The organism is Bacillus solimangrovi (genome assembly GCF_001742425.1).
GTDB classification, from domain to species: Bacteria; Bacillota; Bacilli; order Bacillales; family Bacillaceae_N; genus Bacillus_AV; species Bacillus_AV solimangrovi.
Window position 1 is genome coordinate 1 of sequence record NZ_MJEH01000035.1, and the last position, 21,363, is coordinate 21,363.

The window sequence follows — 21,363 nt, forward strand, 5'->3', positions numbered from 1 at the left end:
AATCTTTCAATCTCATAAGAAAAAACTGTTAGACCGTTATGCAAATAATCAATAGAAGATAATGCTGAAATATTGAAAACTATATACATACATTCTATTAATATGATTGTACAAATATGATGAAATTGAAAAGTGAACAGTACCTTCTGCACCCTGATTTTGTTCACACAATATCATTTACCTACATATATTACCCCTGAATATCAAAAACAAATTAACTTAGGGGGAATTGTAATGGCAACATGGAAAGAAACGTTAGCATGTGTTCGTGATTGTATTGATGAATTTGAACCAGGAAGCTTAGATCGCTTCGCTTGTATATTAGATTGTTATGAAGAAAAGGCAAAACAATTCGCGACAAATGTACTCTTTCCAGAAGATACACCTGCCTTCGTTCAAACGGTATCAATTATGCCAAATGGAAAAGATAATATGAAAGTTTTCCTACTTCTATTAGATCTTCTTCCACCTCAACAGTTTTTATGTGTGAAGAATTTAGATGATCTAAAAGAACTAATGTTTAATGGAGAAATAATTGATTTGGAGTGTAACGAGTGTTTAGATAAAAACAATTAGTTCTGTACTTATAAAATAAAAAAGGTCATTGCATGATACGTGTATGCAATGACCTTTTTATTTGTACTACTAATCTATTAAACCGCACATTAATTTTCTCATTTAAAATATAATATTCTCAATTAATCCTTGTTAATTACACTTCTTGAGGAGCAGATAGACCTAGTCCTTCAGCAATACGAGTTCCATATTCAGGATCAGCTTTATAGAAATGTTGAACCTGTTTAATTTTAATCTCTTCCTTAGTGACTGGCTTCATTGCTTCAACAATATTTTGAACAAGGCGTGTCCGTTCATCTTCACTTAGTAGGCGGTATAGGTCACCTGCTTGTGTATAGTGATCATGATGATCATATGCAACGCTGTCTGCTTCACCTGAAACAGAATAAGGTGTTTGTTTGTTCTCATGAGACTCAGCAGGGCCTCCGAAACTATTAGGCTCGTAATATACTGAATCTCCACCATTATTATCAAATCTCATTTGTCCATCACGTTGATAGTTATGATAACCAGACTTAGGGCGATTAATTGGAAGATGGTTATGATTTGTACCTACACGATAACGATGTGCATCTGCATATGCAAACAATCGACCTTGAAGCATCTTATCAGGTGACGCCTCAATTCCTGGTACGAATGCTCCTGGTGAAAAAGTTGCTTGCTCAACTTCTGCAAAGTAATTCTCAGGATTTCTATCTAATACCATTCGACCAACTTCAATTAACGGATAATCCTTATGTGACCATACTTTCGTTACATCGAATGGATCAAATCGATATGTGTTCGCATCTTCTTCCGGCATAATTTGAACATATACTTTCCACTCAGGGTGATCTCCACTTTCAATTGCATTAAATAATTCTTCTGTATGGTAATCAGGGTTTTCACCAGCAAGCTTAGCTGCTACGTCTGATGTTAAATTTTTAATCCCTTGTTCTGTTTTAAAGTGATATTTAACCCATACTGCTTCACCTTGTTCATTAACCCATTTAAACGTATGACTACCATAGCCGTTCATATGACGGTATGTAGCTGGAATGCCTCTATCTGACATGAGAATCGTAACTTGGTGTAACGATTCAGGTGACAATGACCAGAAATCCCAAATGGCATTAGGATTTTTCAAATGTGTTTTCGGATCTCGTTTTTGCGTATGAATGAAATCAGGGAACTTAATCGCATCACGGATGAAGAACACTGGTGTATTATTTCCTACTAAATCATAGTTGCCTTCTTCTGTATAAAATTTCACTGCAAAACCACGTGGGTCTCTAACTGTATCGGCTGAACCATTCTCTCCAGCTACCGTTGAAAAACGAACGAATAAAGGAGTTCGCTTCCCTACTTCTGACAAAAAGTTCGCCTTCGTATATTTTGCTACATCATTTGTTACTTCAAAGTATCCATGTGCACCCGCTCCCTTTGCATGAACAACACGCTCAGGTACACGCTCACGATTGAAGTGTGCAAGCTTTTCGAGAAGATGAACATCTTGAATTAAAGTAGGTCCTCTAGAACCAGCAGTCATAGAATTTTGATTATCTCCTACAGGAGCACCCCAACTAGTCGTTAAATTATTTTTCTTATTACTCATTTGATCATCACCTCAAAGTTTCATTAATGATTTTATAATAACATCATTAAATTAAAAATCAATACTTTATTATAATTATTATAAATTAATATTAACTTTATCTAATATGAGGTATTATAACTACTATCTTCCCAACATAAATAAAAGCAAAACCTATTTATCCTCTTAATTCATGTTCCTGTATATAACTAGGCAATTTATTCAGATGTGAACATGTCTTCATCCTAAGTTAAACAACTGTTCAGTATAGGTATTCACGAATATCTTATTAGGATCCAACTCTTCACGAATTTCTAAAAACTTAGGTAGCATCGGATAACGTTCAAGTAACTGTTCATGCTTCATCCCATGTAACTTACCCCAATGTGGTCTTCCTCCATATGACTGTAAAATTTGTTCCGCTTGCTCGAAATATTCTTCATATGGCATACCTTTGTACATATGAACAGCTATAAAAGCAGAATCACGATGATATGATGGACTTAACCATAGGTCATCCCCTTTTACGAAACGACACTCGATTGGAAAATGAACTGAGAATTTTTGTCTATCAATCTCTTGTAAGATGGCTTCTAATGCAGATTGGAAGGAGTGGATTGGGATGCTATATTCCATTTCACTGAACATAACGGATCGCTCTGTTGCAAATAACTTATAGCTTGGTCCAATCATTGTGCTTGAAGGAACACTGTTAGCTGAAAACCTGCTTATTGAGGGACTTAATGTTGGTAGTTTACGAGAAAGTTCACTTAATGCTGAAAATGCTCTATTTTCAAGCGTATTTACTTTCCACTTCTTAAACGCTAACGAACGGCTATCTCTTTCAGTTTCATTCAACGTTTTCACTTGCATTTTCGTTGAATAAGGAAACGCAAAACATTCAAAATGCTCATTATTTGTTAGATAACTCCCTAAATTAGTTAATAACTCATTCATTTCAATCCGCTTACTTTCATAAAGAAAATTGCGTTGTGGCACGACCCTAAGCTTCATTGATACAACAATACCTAGCAAGCCTAATGAGACTGCAAACGCAGAATAATATTCCTCGTCTAGATCTTTACTAATCTGCTTCACTTCTCCATTAGCTAGCACTACAGTCATTTCTTCTATTTGTGTCGCTAATACACCATGCTGCAAACCTGTACCATGGGTTCCAGTTAGCAAAGCTCCAGCAACTGACTGTACATCAATATCTCCTAAATTTTCTTGAGAATATCCTAACTCATGTAATTCATTTCCTAATCTTGATAGTTTCGTTCCTGCCCATACTTCAGCTATTTGCTTTTCCTCATCTACTGAGATGACACCTTGCATATTATCTAATGAAACGAGGACATCATTCGTTGCAATTAATGGTGTAAACGAATGACCAGACCCGATCATTCTAATTCTTTTTTTAGCAACATTTGCATCCTTAACAATAGCCACAACTTCATCGATAGATTTCGGTTTACATATTTGTTGAGGACTAAATTGTACATTTTCAGACCAATTTTTCACCGACTTTGTTTCTAATGAAAGCACATCCCTTCCCCCCGATACGTTAAAAATTTATCTACTATTTCTCCTTTTTTAAGTATATGAAACTCATTAAATCTCTCAGCTATTTCACCTGCTTTACTATGACGAAATACAGCTACATCACCAATTTGAAGCTGTCCCTCTCCTTTATAATAAAATGGCGTCTGCACTTCACCAACACCTTCTAGTGAAATGAGTTGACTACCTTTTGGCAAAAACAATTGTGGCTGTTTATCGAAACCTGTCGACCCACTTGCTATATACCCACCACTATAACAGGTATATATGTGATCATGCGGCTGTCGCACAATTGGTGTTGTATAAAATAACGTAGGTGAAAATTGAATATCTTTATAATAGTCAAATAGATGAGGAGAATAAAAAGCTGAACCTACCGTCAGCTCAGTCACGACATCTTCATTCGTAGTTGTATGAATACTCCCAGTTCCTCCACCATTTACAAAACGTAGCTGTATCCCTTTTGCCAAAATAGCATCAACCATTTCCTTTCTTCTTATCGGAAAGTCTTGTAATGATTTCGTTTTCAATAACCGAATAAGTTGATTCTTAATTGGCTGTGATGGCATCTGATCAGCAACTCCCGCAACTTGTGCTTCGTACCCCATAATGCCGTCTAATAAAAGGGATGGAGATTGGAGAACAGCTTCAACTATAGGCAACAGATCTCGAACAGAACGAATTGGTGAGCGTCTAACACCGAAATGAAAACCAAATAAATTAAGACTCATATCAACATCTACACATACTCGAAAATGAACACCTTCATTGTTAGCTATTCTAGATAATATGTCGATGTGTTCGATAGAATCAATCATTACTGTAATGACCTTACCCATTTCAGTTAGTGTACCAATTCGAGCTAACGCTATCTGATCAGTTGAAGGATAAGCAAGTAATAAATCATCAAATCCTTGTTCTGCTAAATAAATAGCTTCTGATGGGTGATAACACATGATGCCTTGAAAACATTCATGAGCATTAAGAATATAACGCATGACTTGTGTACATCGTATTGACTTACTAGCAATTCGAATTTTTTTACCATTTGCAAGCTTACTAACTCTTTGACAATTTGCTTCTAATGACTCTATATCAAGATATACTGCTGGAGAAGGTAACTCATTAAACAGAGCATACTCTAGCATCATTTCACCACCTTACCATTTTATGAAGGCTTATCTAAAAGAATACCTTTTTTACTGCATCTAATATTTTCACCGTTTATAAGTTTGCACAATTAACCTTTTCCTAACATTATTCAATTTTATTCAGTTAATCCCTTTTTAGAATGGAAGCATATAGGTTTCATAACACATTGATATCAATCACCTATGCGCTAATTTCCTTACATAAAACAGTTTGTTTGACTTCTAGTTTAAAATGTTGTAAATTAGTTGATGTATCAACGATTGACCTATCAATTAATTTCCCACTTAAGAAAGGGGGTAAACTATTTGCTTGAATCATGTTCTAAATCAGAGGAAATTATCTATCAGCTATATGGTATTCATAAGGAAATTCTCTCAAAGTTTGAGCGCTGTACAGGAATTGGACAGTCACGACTTGAGCTTTTACACAAACTTTATGAAAGTGGCGAGATTAGTCAAACCGCCCTTCAGAAAGAGTTGAACATTGATCGAGCAGCTGTAACGAGACATTTAAAACAACTCGAGGAAAAAGGGATTGTCTTTCGTCGAAAAAACCCTAGCGATAATCGAATTACGTTTGTCAGCCTTACAGATGAAGGTCATCAGAAGATAGTGGCTTATCGTGAAGAAAAAGCACGTTTCATAATAAACGTCCTTAAAGGGTTTGAAGACGAAGAACGCACTATCCTTTTAGACATGCTCACTCGTATTCAAAATAACGTTGAACAAATTTAAATACAAAAAATTAAACCAATCATAAAGGAGTAAACACCATGAACAATACAAAATTAAACGATTTTAATGAAATTATTACTGGACGTCGTTCTATTCGCATGTATGATCCAACTGTAAAAATCAGCAAAGAAGAAATGACAGAAATTTTATCAGAAGCAACTTTAGCACCTTCATCTTTAAATCTACAACCATGGCGTTTTGTTGTTATCGACAGTGAGGAAGGAAAAGCAAAACTAGCTCCACTAGCGAAATTTAATCAAAACCAAGTTAAAACCTCTTCTGCTGTTATTGCAGTTTTTGCTGATATGAATAGCATTGATTATGCAGATGAAATCTATAGTCAAGCCGTTGAATTAGGTCTAATGCCAGCTGAAGTGAAAGACAGACAATTAGCTGGAATTAAAGGAATGTATGAAGGTGTAACAGATGAAATGAAGAAAGATGTCAACTTAATCGATGCTGGTTTAGTATCTATGCAACTGATGCTAGTTGCTCGTGCTCACGGATATGATACTAACCCAATCGGTGGTTATGAGAAAGAGCAAACGGCTGAAGCATTCGGATTAGATGCTAAGCGTTATACTCCTGTTATGCTCATCTCAATCGGGAAAGCAGCTGAAGAAGGATACAAATCGGTTCGTCTTCCTATCGAAACGATTGCAGAATGGAAGTAACATCAATCGCTTAGTTTTTTCAAAAATAACATCTTAGAAAGGAAGAAGAACATGGTTATCATTCACGCTACAATGGCAGTAAATCCTGCGAAAGAACAAGCTTTTGTTGAAAATATTCGCCCCCTTATTACCGCTTCACGAGCAGAAAGTGGCAATATATCTTATGATTTAATGAAAGATACTGAAAAAGACAGTCTCTATACGATGGTCGAAGTTTGGAAGGATGCAGAAGCTGTTCATAACCACAATATGAGTGAACACTTTACGTCCTTTAAGGAAAAGGCAAGTGAATACTTAATAGCTCCACTAGAAGCAAAAGTTTTTGAAGCGAAACCTTTAGAGAAGTAATATCAATACAAGGAACCTATTAAAATCCAAGTAAAAGCAAACAACCTTTAGGTACAAAATCATACAGAAAAATACCCTATAATAAATATTCCTATACAACCATAAAATCCGCTCCAATAAGAGCGGATTTTTATCGTTTGTTTATTCTTCAATTGTTAATGTAAATAACTCTACCGTACCTTCTCCAGTACCACCTTCATATATATACCAAATAATTTTGTTATCTAATACGAGTGGGTCAATACCTCCTGGTGGGATTGCTCCTTTTATTAATGTAGGTTTCTTCAATATATTCCCTTGACCATCAACAACAGCGTATCCTAGGCTTTTCTTTAAAGGTTCATACCATAGTGCAACAAACTTATTATCATTCATTTTTACTAAATACGTATCAATAATGAATGTATCTTCCTCAACTGGATAATTAGTGAGCCATACCATCTTCACTTCACTTTCATCTTCAGCATCCTTTGGTACAACACTAACATATACATTACTTGAGGCATTTTTCCCATAATGTTCATTCAAATATATACTCGCACCAACAAGAAGATAACTATCCTTCGATACTTCTAAGCCTCCAAGAAATACTCCTGTATAGTTCCGACCTATTTCCCCTGGGATATCCAATATCGTATATATATTTTCAATTAAATTATCTTTCTTTGTTGTCAATTCAATCGCTCGTGGATATCCATCTCCGTGTACTGCATAAACTGAACGGTCTCCATCAAAACGCGCATATGTTGCAAATGCATGTGATGAATAAGGTTGTGGCCATTGTCCACCATTATACAATAGCGTCATATCCTCTGTGTTAATTTTAATAACCATATTAGATTGATGGTGCTTACCATCTTCAGCTTGATAACGTAGTCGTCCTGTATGAACGATTAATTCTTTCCCATTCGTATCTATTGTTGCATTACTAGCATCAAAAGGTACTGTCACATATGCATCAGTAATATCAACTTGCCCTACTTTATTCCATTTATCATCATATTTAACAACACGATAAACTACCTTTTCTGCTGATTCTCTACTATTACTATCACCATACAAGACATAAATGTGTCCATCGATACTTTTATGTGCTGCACCGAACATAGGTAGTTCCATCTTCACTTTACGCTCACCAGTCTTTTCAAAAGACGTTGTTAACTCTTCGATTACAAGTTCCTTTCCATGCACTTCAATTAATTCAATTTGTCCATTGTTTTTCATCAAAAAGCGCTTAAAAACACCAAACCATTGTGCATAATAGTAATCATTCGTTTTCTTCTTGCCCGCTGCTAACAACGGTGTAATCCTCAAATCTGGATGTTTAAAAAAGCGCATAAGATTATACTCTGGAAACCAGGCTATATCAACATCAAATTGCTCAGCTAAAAACTGAACTGGCATATACATGTTACCATCATACATACGGACTGGTACTTCCATCTGAACTTGTTGACCGTTCACGACTGCAACAGACTTATTAATTATGAACTTAGCTACTTTATCATCTAAGCTTACAGTCACTGTATTCGTTTTACCATCCCAATTCAACGTAGCGTTTAAATGTTGCAATGCCTTTTTGATTGGGATTAGTACCTGACCTTTTTCTTCCTTTATAGGAACATCTACAGAAACAAATTCATTATTCACGCAAACCGAAATTAACTTCGGTTTATTCAAATCCGCTTCAGAACCAAATTCAATATAAGTTCCATCTAACGTTAAGTACCCCCCTGTTTTAAAGCGTGGATGCAACGGCACTGGATAACAACCATTAGTATATCTTTCTGCTGAACTTTGCTGTGGGAAACTGCTAATAATCAATGCTATAACAAATAATACTGACAGTAATTTCTTCAACTTCTTTATCCCCCTTTTCTATACAATAAACTTCAATCTACTCATCTAAATGACTACGGTTTCAAATAGATAAGACAATTCTATCTTTACACAAGACTTTTATATCCATTTATAACCTTATAGTCCTAATAATATCATTTTTGTAATGAATTTATCTATTACCTTTTCAATCTCAAACATTTTAATCACTTTTTTTACACGTACAAAATATCACTTTCCTAAATCATTAAATAACGCACAAGTATAGTTCTCTATGATTCTATCTTCATATGAAATATTATGTACTTCTCAAACCTAAAACACCCAATTATTATAACCATGAAATCATTAGGTAAATGCCAGTAGCAATAAAACAGCTCATTCATATACTATTTGGAAAACATTTTAAATAAGGAGGTGAAAGGATGGGAATCAAACTTAATGAAGAGACAACCTGTTGTTCCTGTACTGGTGCTGGTATTGCATTAGGATTCTTTTCATTCGGGCTCTTTTTAGCGTTCGTTACAGCACTGGTTTTATCGGTTTTACTCGGCAGTATCCTCGCTCTAGTAATTTTAAGCTTAAGCATCCCTATTATTCTAATTGTACTGTTCTTGATTTGGAGAATGGTATCTTCTTGCGTAGGGTGTAACAGCAGCAGTAGTGACTGTTTATAACCAATTTTCATTGTCTTCTATAACAAATCAAATAGGTTTATTTGAATATACATGGATTAAAATTTTTTCTTTTAATCTTGTTATTAAAAACTAACCATCAGTGTTAGGTGAACGAGGATCTTCACTGATGGAAATTCCTCTTTTTTACTTCTGTAACGAGATTATGATTCTATATTTATGCGTTTATCTCTTTACTTAAAACACATTTTACAAGTACAAAGAATTCAAACATAAGGCGGTGAACCATTGTTTAACAATACAGACTCACTCACAAGGACATTTGCAATTTTGCTAATATCATTTGGGATCTTTTTCGTTCTTATCATAGCAGGCATTATATTTTTCCAACAAAAAGTTCTCACTGTTGGGGAAGGAGCTCAGTTTACGAAAATCCAAAGTGCTATAGATGCATCTAGTTCAGGAGATATTATCATCATTTCATCCTCATTAAGTCCTTATGAGGAAATTTTGACGATTGGTGCAGGCAAAGACAGACTTAAACTCATCGGAATAGGTGGACCAGTACTAGACGGAACAACGTTTGGATTAGGTGTTAATGGCATTACGATATCAGATTCATCGAACATTCACATTAAAGGCTTGACAATTCGAAATTATGAAGACGATGACTCGGATAATGGAGCGGGAATTTTAGTAGAAGACACATCATCCAGAAATATTTTTGTGAAAAATAAACTAGTTGAAAACGGATTTGAAGGAATCTTTAGCTTTGGGAGTCACAGTTTTTTTATACGTAATGAGTTTAATCAAAATGGTGGCGAAGGTATCGATAGTCAAGCTGGGAATAGTTTATTTATTGGCAATAATTTTGTACAAAATGGGTTTATGGAGGGCTTTACTGTTGATGCATTTGACATCCATGAAAACAATAATCTCATTATCGGAAATAAACTTTTTCAAAATGCGGATGACGCAATGGATGTTAAAAATGACTTTAATCTTATTCTAGGGAACATCGCGTCTTTAAACGAAGAAGGTGGTCTCATCATGGAGGATGAATCTTCTCATAACCTTATTATCGGAAATCGGTGGTTGGATAACGTAGAAGATGGGATCATACTTGATGATGAAGTAACAGACACAGTTGTAATAGGAAATAAAGTCATTGGAAATGAACGAGATGGTATACGAGTTGGGGATTTAACTCGTAACAATATCATCCAAGGAAATAAGATTATTGGCAATGAAAGAGGGGTTTTTATCCGAAATAATGACCCAACTTTTAGCCAGGAAAATAAAGTCACCCATAATAAGATTGTTCAAAGCGTAGAACAAGGTGTTTTTCTAGGAGGAGCGACTGATAATATCATCCTAAATAATAAAATTAAAGATAATGGTGCAGAGGGCATCTTATTAGATATAGATGAAGATGAATTTATGTATGAAGCTACTGACAACACCATTATAAGAAATAAAATTACAAATAGTGGTACTGATGGAATTTCGTTAACAGCAGATACGATGAATAACCAAGTGCTTCAAAATCATATATCTAGAAGTATCCTACTCGCTATTCGGGATGCTGGTGTAAACAATGTTTTCAACGGAAACATTTGTGAAACTTCAGATCCTGCTACTATTTGCACCAATTTAATTACTGAATGATTACTATACAAATAACCAAAATCAATAAAGTTACATTTCCTACAGAGCTCTTACTAATTGTTAGTCAATTTTCCTATGTTTTAAGATAAGATCCTTAACTTCAGTTAACACAAAACTAAGCATTAGTGGGGGTTCCTTCATCCCCACTAATGCTTAGTGATAATCATTTGTTAACAAAGATACATACAGCTAGGAATTAATTAATTCTTTAACCCATTTATCATATTCTTCTCTCGTTTTCTGATTACCATCTACAATCATATCTACAGACTCATCATTATAAAAGAAGAAAATATTATATTGTTCATCATTGTATTTGCCTGAAAAGAGCATTGCATTATAATCATCACTTTCAAATGACCAATTAGGATCTTCAAACGTATTATTTAACAAATCATACATACTTTCATTATTTGGAGCTTTAAACTTTGCCATTTGCTCCTGCATCTTTTGGTCGAAATTCTCTATATCTTCCTTTAGTATAGGATTCTCTTCTGATTTGTTGACTTCAGTTGATTCAGATACTGTAACATCACCATCATCAGATGCGAAATAAAATACTCCACCAAGTAATGATGTAACTAGCACACCAGTAATAACAAACTTTACCATGATGTATAAACCTCCCACTGTGATTTATCTTGTCTTGTAGAATTATAAAATAGAGCTATGAGCGTACTAATTCATTCAAGTCACCTGATATTTTATAATTATACAATTGAAACTGATTAATATCATGATTTCATTGAACCAATTAGATAAGTTATCATCAAGGTCAATTGTACAAAAGATAAGTACACAGACTCAGATACAAGGTATATTATTCAGTATCGTTTAAAATAAATTGTGACCCACTCATTGGTTTGAAGTTTTGTTTCGATAGTAAATCCAACATCCACAAACATTTTTATCACATGTTCAATATGCCACTCTACTAAGCCAGAGATTAGAAAATGATCACTTTTCTCAAGCAAGTCATGGCGCTGAACAATTGAAGTTGTTTCATCTCCACCTATATTAATAAAGATCCAATCATACTTCTTGTTTATTTTGAAATCCCCATTTAATAAATCTTCTTGTAAAACTTGCACATTATTAGTAGAAATTCCGTTCAATTGCACATTATGTAATACTTCATTTTCAACTGTCTCATAATCAATTGCTTTTACGTTAATTGCATGTTTGTATAAAGCACCAACTGTTAGGATACCTGAACCAGTTCCTAAATCTAAAACACTCTGTCCAGAAAAGTCATGATTGAGAATCAGAGATAAACAATCTTGTGTCGTTTCATGCAAACCTGTTCCGAATGCAGCAAGTGGATCAAAGCGTATTACTCGTTTCCCTTCGTATTGTTCAACTGCATCCGAATAACAAATAACCCATCCATTTTCTAACTCAATATCATCAAATGATGTATCCCACCCACCATTTTCGATTTTTTGGAAGTGTATTTGTTCTTTTGAGATATTTAGAACGTCAGATATAACCTTTAAGAATTCAGAAGATGTTTGACTTGTTTCATTTTCATCCACATAAATTTTAAAATCAATTTTCTCATCTTCTAAATGCTTTACACCGTAACCGTTCTGAATCTTCTCAACCTCAATAGGCTGATCATATGTGAGGTTATATAAACCAACACAGTTTAATTTTTCAGAGATTATATAAACTTTATCTTGCTCAACCTTAATCATAAATTCAAATAACATCGCACAATTCCTTTCTCTTACCTTGCTATCTATTACTTCTAACACAACATTATTATATTCTTTTTAAAAATAAGTATAAAGCACGCCGATTTTGAAAATCAATTCAAGTTATTCCACCCTTATACTTCGTAATACTACTCTAACCATTGCGTGTTGTTCATTTAAATTTCACCTAACAAAGAAGTCCAAGTGTTTCATTTTAAACACCATAAGTAATAATTGATTGATTAATGATTAATTTGGTTAGTTTATATTCCTATATTAAAAGGAGAACAACTTATGTAAGCTGCTCTCCTTAAACATTTAACTAGAATCTCCCTATCACTATTTATGCTGATTATGTTCAATATTATACTCAGCTTATAATGGCTCAAGGTTAATTATTGGTCCGACACTGTATTATAGAAATTGTTACTTTCGCTTTGTCACATTTTTAACTTTATATAGTAAAGTACTAGGGAATTCTCACCTTATACTTTAATAAGTCATAACCCGTAATTAGTAAACTTCTCTGAAATAAATAAAATGGGCACACATAAAAATTCAATTATTTTCTTAACTTCTCTTTTAAATAATCGTATTCTTCTTCAGAAATCTCACCTTTTGCAAAGCGTTCAGTCAAAATATTTACTGGATGCTGATTGGAATGGGTATTACTGTTTAAATATTTTTTCAGAAGGTAAAACCCTCCAAAAAGTAGGACTCCCCAAAATAGAAACATTCCTAACATCATGCTTCCTCCATGAAAGCCAGAGCAACCATCAAGCCAACTCATCATAGTTAATCACTCCATTCTTTTTTTATTATGCTATCAAGAACTTTTGCAGATTTATTGAATTTATATCATAAATGTCATCGCCCTATTTCAAATATTCTTTTATGATGCAAAGAAAGTCCCTAATACGAGTATCAGTATGATATTTTTTTATTCATTAATATTTCTTTCACAAGAGTATGATCAATGTTAATTCTTATATACTTTTAAGTTTTTTTTGAAATCTTACCACTAATAATCCCCTGTAGGTGGACTATGTTACGTCTACAGGGGATTTTCAAATAACTTTACGCTATATCTATGCTTTTCTATTCTACGGACAAGCTATTCAAAATGCTGAAGTGGCAGACGTAATTTTTAATATGTAAATTATCACAATTTTCCAAGTGGCTATATTATATAAGTATAATACTAATTTTTCGCTTATTCAGAAAAAAATTTATATACACAAAGTTGTATGATGTATAATTTTTTTGAAAAATAAAGATATTCTATTAATTATAAAGATACATTTATTCGACCATATATTAACTTATTTATAACGATTTGATGGTTTATTATACTAAAACGCGAATTTTTACTATATACCGAAAATTTATTTTTATTCAATATTTCCTGAACTTTGATATTTTCATACTACTTCACGATATTGACACATTATCTCACTTAAAATAAAATCTGAATTAACCTTAAGAAAGCGCTTTCTATGAGATCTATTAGACATAATGAGGTGGTTATAATCGAACCGATTGAAAAAAAAGCTGATTACATGAAAAACAATTCAATGCAACAACCTTTTTCTGCATTAGATTATTTATGGTTTATTATCCCATCATTAATCGGGGTATTTTTATTTATGGTGCCGATCCCGTCTGCGGATAGCATTTCAATTCCAGTCGCTCATGTTGCTAGTATGATTACTAGTTCATTGGGTGATCTTGTTCCAACTATTATGACTTTCTTAATCGTTGCTTCTGTTTTAGGATCTATATTTTTCAAGTTCCTCCCACAGAACGTTCAAAATTCTTCATTCCTTACAAACTTGTTTCAAGTTAGTCCTATTTGGTTGGTTGTTAGATTACTAGGTATGGTCTTTGCACTCATGACTTTATACCAAATTGGTCCTGAAGTTATTTTTTCTGAGTATACTGGTGGCCTCTTAATGTTTGAATTAATTCCAGTCTTGTTTTCAGTGTTCTTATTAGCAGGCTTCTTTTTACCGCTCTTATTGAATTTTGGTTTACTAGAACTATTCGGTGCACTGTTAACAAAAGTGATGAGACCACTTTTTAAACTACCTGGACGTTCTTCAATGGATTGCCTTACTTCTTGGTTAGGTGATGGAACGATCGGTGTACTATTAACGAGCAAGCAATTCGAAGATGGTTATTATACGAAACGAGAAGCTGCTACTATAGGTACAACCTTCTCAGTCGTGTCAATTACGTTCACAATCGTAGTAATAAGTTATATGAATCTTGAACAATATTTCATTCCTTTTTACTTAACGATCACACTTGCTGGATTAGCAGCTTCAATTATAATGCCTCGTATTCCACCATTATCTCGTAAAGAAGATTCGGCATATGAAGGCACTGAACTTAAGTTAGATGAATCCATTCCAAAACAATATACGAGCTTCAAATGGGGTGTGATTCAAGCTGTTAAACAGGCTAAGAAAAATCGAAATGTTGCAAAGGTTGCGAAACAAGGTATCCAAAACGTACTTGATATGTGGCTTGGTGTCATTCCTGTTGTCATGGCAATCGGAACTGTCGCTCTAGTCATTGCAGAACACACACTTGTCTTCCAATACTTAGGCGCACCATTCGTGCCGATCTTATCTCTACTACAAGTTCCTGAAGCGAGTGAAGCTGCTCAAACAATTGTAGTTGGATTTGCAGATATGTTCTTACCAGCTGTAATTGGGAGTGGAATCGAAAGTGAACTAACTCGTTTCGTTATTGCTGCTTTATCTGTTACACAACTTATTTACATGTCTGAAGTAGGCGGATTGCTGTTAGGTTCAAAAATTCCGGTTAGCTTCAAAGATTTAGTAATTATTTTCATTGAACGAACATTTATCACACTTCCAATTATCGTACTCATAGCACATATTATTTTTTAATGAGTACACTTAAACATTATGAGATCAGAAAAGACCTTTTATATTGAATATAGAAGGTCTTTCTCTTGTAATGCTCTAATTAAACCTATATACTCTCGCTTCGTATGGTCTTAGTGCAAAGTGTCGAACATCTTCTTTTGCACTAACTTCATAATTACATAAAAGCAGTTGTGATGATTTTCCAGCCAATTTCTTAGGTAATATAAAATTCGTTATCGTTGGAAATAGATTTGTAATGACGAGTAATACTTCTTCACCATGCGCTCTTGTATACACATATAAATAGTCATGATCTTCTAACATCAACTCATACTTTCCATAAACGACCAACTCACTATCTTTCCGCATTTGAATGAGTTTCTTATAATAATGATAGATCGAATCATCATCTTCCATTTCACGTACAACATTAACGCTTTTATAATTTGGGTTTACTTTTATCCACGGCTTCCCAGTTGTAAAACCTGCATTTTCCCCAGAATCCCATTGCATCGGTGTGCGTGAATTATCACGCCCATTTTTCCAAATCACCTTCATAATCTCTTGAGGCTTCTTTCCGTTCGCTAACTCCGTTTGGTAGAGGTTTTTTGTAGCAACATCTTGATAATCGTCAATAGAGGTAAACTGAACATTTGTCATCCCTAACTCTTGGCCTTGATAAATAAACGGTGTCCCTTGCATGAAGAAATACAACGTTGCAAGACATTTCGCCGATTGCTTCCAATATTTCTTATCATTACCCCAAGTGGACACAGATCGAGGTTGGTCATGATTTTCTAAAAATAAAGCATTCCATCCGTTACCTTCTAATCCTATTTGCCATTTTGTCAACGTTTTCTTTAGTGTATGGATGTCTAAACCACCTGTTGTACTTTTTCCCCATAAGTCTAAGTGTTCAAATTGAAAAATCATATTGAACTTTCCCTTTTTTTCTCCCACCCATAGGTCAGATTCTTCAACGGTTACACCATTCGCCTCACCTACTGTCACACAATCATACCGATCGAACGTTGCATGTTTTAATTCTTCTAAAAAAACGTGAATACCTTCTCGATTCATATGACCTTTAAATGACGGAACATATTTTTTCTTCTTAGGGTTCGGTAGATCAGGGAATCCCGCTACTTTCTTAATATGTGAAATCGCATCAACACGGAAACCATCGATCCCTTTATCTAACCACCAGTTCACCATCTCATATAAGTCTTGACGCACATTTGGATTTTCCCAATTCAAATCAGGTTGTTTTCGAGAAAAAACATGCAAATAATATTCTTCTGTTCGTTCATCATACTCCCAAGCAGATCCATTGAATATTGACTCCCAATTATTTGGCTCTGCCCCATTCTTATCACGTTTCCATATATAATAATCTCGGTATGGATTATCTTTTGCGGAACGAGATTCAATGAACCATGGATGTTCATCAGACGTATGATTAATGACTAAGTCCATTATTAACTTCATATCACGGTTATGTACTTCTTTTAACAGTTCATCAAAATCTTCCATCGCACCAAAATCATCCATAATCTGCTTGTAATCACTTATATCATAACCGTTATCATCGTTCGGTGAAGCATAAATTGGACAGATCCAAATGAGGTCAATCCCAAGTTGTTGAATATAATCAAGCTTTAAAATAATACCTTGAATGTCACCAATCCCATCACCATTAGCATCCATGAAGCTTCGTGGATAGATTTGATAAGCTACTGCTTCTTTCCACCATTTCCTGTGCATAGATTGACCTCCTCATCACAAGAGTGCATTCATTTAGAATGAACATTACTAAGCTTTCTTATATATTCATATCCGTTTCAACAATGAAAATTCAATAATAACAAAAGATTATAGCCGTTCCTTTATGAATCAAATGATCTCACTTTCAATAAAAGTGCATATTTTAACTCCTTTATTACTACCTCTATTTAAATTGAAACAGTCACTTACAGATTTTCTTCATATAAACTTGTTCAACGCTCTTCTCAAACCCAGCTCCCTGTAGTAACGAGATTACTGATTGATTATTTGATGATAAGTTCACTGTTATCCTCTTTAATTTTTGATCGAATGGAGAAAATAATTGTGATAATAGACTTGCAGCTACCTGTTGTTGATCATTCCTATTTGATGCTGTTTCACATTGATAAAGCGCTGTACTTACATGTAATCCATCATCATTAAAATTGCGCTTTAAAAACGCATATCCTACCTTTTCCCCAGTTTGGGAATCGACAGCAAGGATAGCTTCTCCATCCCTCACACTCTTAACCTGAGTTTGCCAACTAGACATACTTTTATAAAACGAAAGATATTGAACAGCTAGAGGAACTGTTTTTATATACTTGTATTCATCTAAGTAGTCTTGGAAAGGATTGATTTCAAACGAACCTTCATGAGCGAAAAAGAATAATTTGTCTTCTATAACATATCCTAATTTTTCATACAACCGAATGGCTTTTTCATTTTGTTTAATAGCTTCTAAAGTGGCGATATCAACACCTTCCTTTTCATAGATTGCTAACGTTTCTTCTATTAGTTTTTTCCCTATTCCTGATCCCCTGTATGTTGTTGCGACACCTGTTCCACCGTTCCACGCAACCTTTTTTCCATCTATCATTCTTAGTCCATTTAATACGATGCCAATTGGTTTATTACCATCAAAAGCAACAATAGAATGGTTAGCTGACAATCCTTCTTGTGTTAGTCGATTCAAAAAAACATCAATCGTCATCTGTACATCAGTAAAGTATCCAGAAAACCCCTCGTTCCAAGCAGTTATTGCATCTTGTAACGTACATTCATTTAATCGTTTAATCGTAATCATAGTAGCCACCTCATTTTTATTAGTGTAGATTTTCAATAGTGATTCTCTCATTCCTTCTCTACCACACGACATTAATAGACAAACTAAAGCAAAAGACCAAATCATAATGTGATTTGGTCTTAGTCGTAAGATGATATTTCAACTGTTTGTCCACAATAGGTAAACAAATAAATTAGGAACTCCCTGCTGCTGTATAACTTCTATTACGCCATTACTTTACAAATATCATTTGTAAATTCAACTGGGTCTTGAATTTCTAACCCTTCAATAAGTAACGCCTGATTATAGAGAAGATTTGTATATAATCTAACTTTCTCCTCATCTTTATCAAACGCAGCTTTCAGCGATTCGAAAACGTCATGATTCACATTAATTTCTAAAACTTTGTCAGCTTTGACATTTTGATTATCTGGCATCGCGCTTAGTACTTTTTCCATTTCGATCGTAACATCTCCCTCAGTTGATAAGCAAACTGGGTGTGACTTCAATCGTTTCGATGCTCGAACATCTTTCACTTTATCAGCTAAAATCTCTTTCATTTTCTCAAAAAGATCTTTATTTTCTTGTTTTTCCTCATCTGTATTCGTTTCAGCTTCGTCTGCTTCGATGCCTAAGTCACCACTTGATACAGATTTGAATTCTTTTTCCTTGTATGTCATCAACATTTTCGCTGCAAACTCATCAATGTCTTCTGTAAAGTATAAGATTTCAAAACCTTTATCTAATACTAGTTCTGTTTGAGGCAATTTTTCAATTCGTTCAGGTGATTCACCTGTTGCATAATAAATATATTTTTGATCTTCTGGCATACGTGAAACATATTCATCCAATGTAACCATCTTCTTCTCTTTTGAAGAATAGAACATTAACAAATCTTGCAGTAACTCTTTATGTGCACCATATTCACTATACACACCATACTTCAATTGTGTTCCGAATGATTTATAAAATGCTTCATATTTCTCACGATCATTTTTTAACAAGCTTTTCAGCTCGTTTTTGACTTTCTTTTGAATATTTTTCGCAATCACCTTCAACTGGCGATCATGTTGTAAAATTTCACGAGAAATGTTGAGCGATAAGTCTTCAGAGTCAACCATACCCTTTACAAAACTGAAATAATCAGGAAGTAAATCCGCACACTTATCCATAATTAAGACGCCGTTTGAATAAAGCTCTAACCCTTTTTCATATTCTTTTGAATAATAATTGAATGGCATGTTCTCTGGAATAAACAAAATTGCATTATATCGTACAGTACCATCCACACTAATGTGAATATGCTTTAGTGGTTTATCAAACCCATAGTGCTTCTCCGCATAGAAATTCTCATAATCTTCATCGGACAACTCACTCTTATTCTTTCTCCAAATCGGAACCATACTATTGATCGTTTGCTCTTCAGTTACCTCTTCATACTCGTCCTCGCTGCCTTCTTTCAACTGACTATTTGTCACATCCATCTTAATTGGATAACGAATGAAGTCTGAATACTTCTTAATAATTGCTTGTAGACGATATTCTTCTAAAAATTCATCATATGAATCTTCTTCAGTATTTTCCTTAATAGAAAGGATAATTTCCGTTCCAACAGAGTCCTTCTCAATAGGTACGATTTCATAACCGTCAGCACCTTTTGATTCCCACTTGTACGCTTCTTCTCTTCCAAGAGCTTTACTGATTACTGTTACAACATCCGCCACCATGAATGCTGAGTAAAACCCTACACCAAATTGACCGATAATGTCGTGACCATCCTTCAGTTCCGTTTCACTCTTAAATGCTAACGAACCACTTTGGGCGATCGTTCCAAGGTTGTTCTCTAGATCTTCTTTCGTCATTCCAATTCCAGTATCAGAGATTTTCAACGTACGTGTTTCCTTATTTGCTTCAACTGTAATATAATAATTATCTTTATCAAAACTAAGAGCTTCGTCAGTTAATGCCTTATAATAAATTTTATCGATCGCATCACTTGAATTTGAGATTAATTCTCTTAAAAAGATCTCTCTTTGGGAATAGATGGAGTTAACCATCATCTCTAATAATCGTTTCGACTCAGCCTTAAATTGCTTCGTAGTCATCATAACCTCTCCTTTCAACGTTCAAACTTATGTAATTTCAATTTACATACATAACTATAAATCATTAGCACTCTATCTACAAGAGTGCTAATGATCATTTATTATTATATCCACTACATTCAGTCAACACAACAAAATCGCTACATCTCATTATACTTAGAGGTGTACTGTTTCTTTATTACTAAATTAATTTGAGCAGCATATTTACTACATAATATTTAAATCAGATATTCCATTTTCTTCTGACAAGGCTTTTATTGACTTCATAACAATCCTTACAATTTGAACATAAAAAACAACTAGTATTAAATCAACGATATAAGATATTAAATAAAATTCATAATAATACCCATCTATAAATGTGATATCCCAAAATAATAGTTGTCCTGAAAGACGTGATATTAATTCAAGAATATAATAGAAAATTATTATCTTTTTTAATCTTAAACCAATACTTTTTGTATTTAAATCATTTACTAAATATCGTGCCATTGTTGAATATATATTCCATATCCCCCAAATGTTATATATTGGAACTAACACTCTTGCCAATGCTCCACCAGCTGTTATCGAATAGTTAAAATCCATATCTTTAAGATCTCTATGAATCTTAAACAACCATACAAGATACATTATCGATGCAATAACAAATATTAGTGCAGTAGATATATCTATAAGAGCATCAAACTTCATAATCTTCAAATAAATTTGCTCAAAAAATACCGCTATAAATGTCGTTACGATACTTACACAAGTAAGTGCAATAACCACCTTTAATAGTACAATTAATAGTTTACTAACTCTATGCGATCTCAAACTCATCTGTTTCCTCCATTAGATTGTGTGTGGTAAATTGCATATTTTCATTTTTTAGATTATCAAAACAATGGAACTATTATTTTCCCAAATAGATAATAACGCACATATTAACATTTAACAATAAAAATACCAAATATATCTTACTGATAGTTTCGCAATTATTATTCAAAAAAATTTATATACAGGATAACCTCTCAATAAACATGCTTTGCACAAAAAAATGCTCCCTTACTTGAACAATCTACAAGTAAGG

18 protein-coding genes are annotated in these 21,363 nt (G+C 34.0%); 6 read left to right on the top strand and 12 right to left on the bottom strand.

Annotated elements, in window-relative coordinates; genetic code table 11:
• Positions 1–234: 234 nt before the first annotated feature.
• Complete coding sequence (locus tag BFG57_RS12710; protein WP_069717874.1) at positions 235–576, top strand: hypothetical protein; 342 nt, start codon at positions 235–237, stop codon at positions 574–576.
• A gap of 136 nt (positions 577–712) precedes the next feature.
• Here BFG57_RS12710 and katA read toward each other — a convergent pair whose 3' ends face one another.
• From katA to BFG57_RS12725, 3 genes are all read right to left on the bottom strand, one after another.
• A complete protein-coding gene (gene katA, locus BFG57_RS12715; protein WP_069717875.1) occupies positions 713–2,170 on the bottom strand; it encodes a catalase KatA in 1,458 nt (485 codons plus the stop codon).
• A 219-nt stretch (positions 2,171–2,389) separates the two neighbouring features.
• Positions 2,390–3,697: a D-arabinono-1,4-lactone oxidase gene (locus BFG57_RS12720; protein WP_069717876.1), complete on the bottom strand. Its 1,308-nt coding sequence runs from the start codon at positions 3,695–3,697 to the stop codon at positions 2,390–2,392.
• Complete coding sequence (locus tag BFG57_RS12725; protein WP_069717877.1) at positions 3,685–4,860, bottom strand: amino acid deaminase/aldolase; 1,176 nt, start codon at positions 4,858–4,860, stop codon at positions 3,685–3,687. The genes BFG57_RS12720 and BFG57_RS12725 overlap by 13 nt, the downstream gene beginning before the upstream one ends.
• 309 nt (positions 4,861–5,169) lie before the next feature.
• Between BFG57_RS12725 and BFG57_RS12730 the strand changes: the two genes are divergently transcribed.
• Genes BFG57_RS12730 through BFG57_RS12740 form a run of 3 tightly spaced genes read left to right on the top strand, consistent with a single transcriptional unit; the run spans position 5,170 to position 6,620 of the window.
• On the top strand, positions 5,170–5,598 hold the full coding sequence (locus BFG57_RS12730; protein WP_069717878.1) for a MarR family winged helix-turn-helix transcriptional regulator: 429 nt from the start codon (positions 5,170–5,172) through the stop codon (positions 5,596–5,598).
• 38 nt (positions 5,599–5,636) lie between these two features.
• The gene (locus BFG57_RS12735; protein WP_069717879.1) at positions 5,637–6,272 is read left to right on the top strand and encodes a nitroreductase family protein; all 636 of its coding nucleotides are present in this window, start codon (positions 5,637–5,639) and stop codon (positions 6,270–6,272) included.
• A gap of 51 nt (positions 6,273–6,323) precedes the next feature.
• On the top strand, positions 6,324–6,620 hold the full coding sequence (locus tag BFG57_RS12740; RefSeq protein WP_069717880.1) for a putative quinol monooxygenase: 297 nt from the start codon (positions 6,324–6,326) through the stop codon (positions 6,618–6,620).
• A gap of 141 nt (positions 6,621–6,761) precedes the next feature.
• Here BFG57_RS12740 and BFG57_RS12745 read toward each other — a convergent pair whose 3' ends face one another.
• Together BFG57_RS12745 and BFG57_RS19155 are read right to left on the bottom strand one after the other, a co-directional pair.
• Entirely contained in the window at positions 6,762–8,480 is a 1,719-nt protein-coding gene (locus BFG57_RS12745) for a stalk domain-containing protein (protein ID WP_069717881.1), read from the bottom strand.
• 361 nt (positions 8,481–8,841) lie between these two features.
• Positions 8,842–9,147 (bottom strand): hypothetical protein, encoded by a 306-nt coding sequence (locus BFG57_RS19155; RefSeq protein WP_069717882.1) that lies wholly within the window; start codon positions 9,145–9,147, stop codon positions 8,842–8,844.
• A gap of 235 nt (positions 9,148–9,382) precedes the next feature.
• Between BFG57_RS19155 and BFG57_RS12755 the strand changes: the two genes are divergently transcribed.
• On the top strand, positions 9,383–10,762 hold the full coding sequence (locus BFG57_RS12755; RefSeq protein WP_069717883.1) for a right-handed parallel beta-helix repeat-containing protein: 1,380 nt from the start codon (positions 9,383–9,385) through the stop codon (positions 10,760–10,762).
• A 189-nt stretch (positions 10,763–10,951) separates the two neighbouring features.
• Here BFG57_RS12755 and BFG57_RS12760 read toward each other — a convergent pair whose 3' ends face one another.
• The 3 genes from BFG57_RS12760 to BFG57_RS12770 form a co-directional block, all read right to left on the bottom strand.
• A complete protein-coding gene (locus BFG57_RS12760; RefSeq protein WP_069717884.1) occupies positions 10,952–11,374 on the bottom strand; it encodes a hypothetical protein in 423 nt (140 codons plus the stop codon).
• A 212-nt stretch (positions 11,375–11,586) separates the two neighbouring features.
• Positions 11,587–12,459 (bottom strand): 50S ribosomal protein L11 methyltransferase, encoded by an 873-nt coding sequence (locus BFG57_RS12765; protein WP_069717897.1) that lies wholly within the window; start codon positions 12,457–12,459, stop codon positions 11,587–11,589.
• A 562-nt stretch (positions 12,460–13,021) separates the two neighbouring features.
• The gene (locus BFG57_RS12770) at positions 13,022–13,252 is read right to left on the bottom strand and encodes an SHOCT domain-containing protein (RefSeq protein WP_139125138.1); all 231 of its coding nucleotides are present in this window, start codon (positions 13,250–13,252) and stop codon (positions 13,022–13,024) included.
• Between the two features lie 766 nt (positions 13,253–14,018).
• Here BFG57_RS12770 and BFG57_RS12775 point away from each other — a divergent pair.
• Positions 14,019–15,377: a YjiH family protein gene (locus BFG57_RS12775; RefSeq protein WP_069717899.1), complete on the top strand. Its 1,359-nt coding sequence runs from the start codon at positions 14,019–14,021 to the stop codon at positions 15,375–15,377.
• Between the two features lie 75 nt (positions 15,378–15,452).
• Here BFG57_RS12775 and BFG57_RS12780 read toward each other — a convergent pair whose 3' ends face one another.
• From BFG57_RS12780 to BFG57_RS12795, 4 genes are all read right to left on the bottom strand, one after another.
• A complete protein-coding gene (locus BFG57_RS12780; RefSeq protein ID WP_069717885.1) occupies positions 15,453–17,120 on the bottom strand; it encodes a glycoside hydrolase family 13 protein in 1,668 nt (555 codons plus the stop codon).
• 202 nt (positions 17,121–17,322) lie between these two features.
• Positions 17,323–18,207, bottom strand: coding sequence for a GNAT family N-acetyltransferase (locus tag BFG57_RS12785; protein ID WP_069717886.1), 885 nt, complete (start codon positions 18,205–18,207; stop codon positions 17,323–17,325).
• A 203-nt stretch (positions 18,208–18,410) separates the two neighbouring features.
• Positions 18,411–20,291 carry a molecular chaperone HtpG gene (gene htpG, locus BFG57_RS12790; RefSeq protein WP_069717887.1) on the bottom strand — a complete coding sequence of 627 codons (1,881 nt, stop codon included), beginning with the start codon at positions 20,289–20,291 and terminating at the stop codon, positions 18,411–18,413.
• Between the two features lie 207 nt (positions 20,292–20,498).
• Positions 20,499–21,113, bottom strand: a complete 615-nt coding sequence (locus tag BFG57_RS12795; RefSeq protein ID WP_069717888.1) for a hypothetical protein — start codon at positions 21,111–21,113, stop codon at positions 20,499–20,501.
• Positions 21,114–21,363 lie beyond the last annotated feature (250 nt).

Bases quoted from the DNA above. Each gene is read 5' to 3' on its own strand.
- BFG57_RS12760 (WP_069717884.1), bottom strand. From the start codon at position 11,374: ATGGTAAAGTTTGTTATTACTGGTGTGCTAGTTACATCATTACTTGGT.
- BFG57_RS12770 (WP_139125138.1), bottom strand. From the start codon at position 13,252: ATGATGAGTTGGCTTGATGGTTGCTCTGGCTTTCATGGAGGAAGCATG.
- BFG57_RS12795 (WP_069717888.1), bottom strand. From the start codon at position 21,113: ATGAGTTTGAGATCGCATAGAGTTAGTAAACTATTAATTGTACTATTA.
- BFG57_RS19155 (WP_069717882.1), bottom strand. From the start codon at position 9,147: ATGAAAATTGGTTATAAACAGTCACTACTGCTGCTGTTACACCCTACG.
- BFG57_RS12710 (WP_069717874.1), top strand. From the start codon at position 235: ATGGCAACATGGAAAGAAACGTTAGCATGTGTTCGTGATTGTATTGAT.
- katA (WP_069717875.1), bottom strand. From the start codon at position 2,170: ATGAGTAATAAGAAAAATAATTTAACGACTAGTTGGGGTGCTCCTGTA.
- BFG57_RS12740 (WP_069717880.1), top strand. From the start codon at position 6,324: ATGGTTATCATTCACGCTACAATGGCAGTAAATCCTGCGAAAGAACAA.
- BFG57_RS12735 (WP_069717879.1), top strand. From the start codon at position 5,637: ATGAACAATACAAAATTAAACGATTTTAATGAAATTATTACTGGACGT.
- BFG57_RS12725 (WP_069717877.1), bottom strand. From the start codon at position 4,860: ATGCTAGAGTATGCTCTGTTTAATGAGTTACCTTCTCCAGCAGTATAT.
- BFG57_RS12775 (WP_069717899.1), top strand. From the start codon at position 14,019: ATGAAAAACAATTCAATGCAACAACCTTTTTCTGCATTAGATTATTTA.
- BFG57_RS12780 (WP_069717885.1), bottom strand. From the start codon at position 17,120: ATGCACAGGAAATGGTGGAAAGAAGCAGTAGCTTATCAAATCTATCCA.
- BFG57_RS12785 (WP_069717886.1), bottom strand. From the start codon at position 18,207: ATGATTACGATTAAACGATTAAATGAATGTACGTTACAAGATGCAATA.
- BFG57_RS12765 (WP_069717897.1), bottom strand. From the start codon at position 12,459: ATGATTAAGGTTGAGCAAGATAAAGTTTATATAATCTCTGAAAAATTA.
- htpG (WP_069717887.1), bottom strand. From the start codon at position 20,291: ATGACTACGAAGCAATTTAAGGCTGAGTCGAAACGATTATTAGAGATG.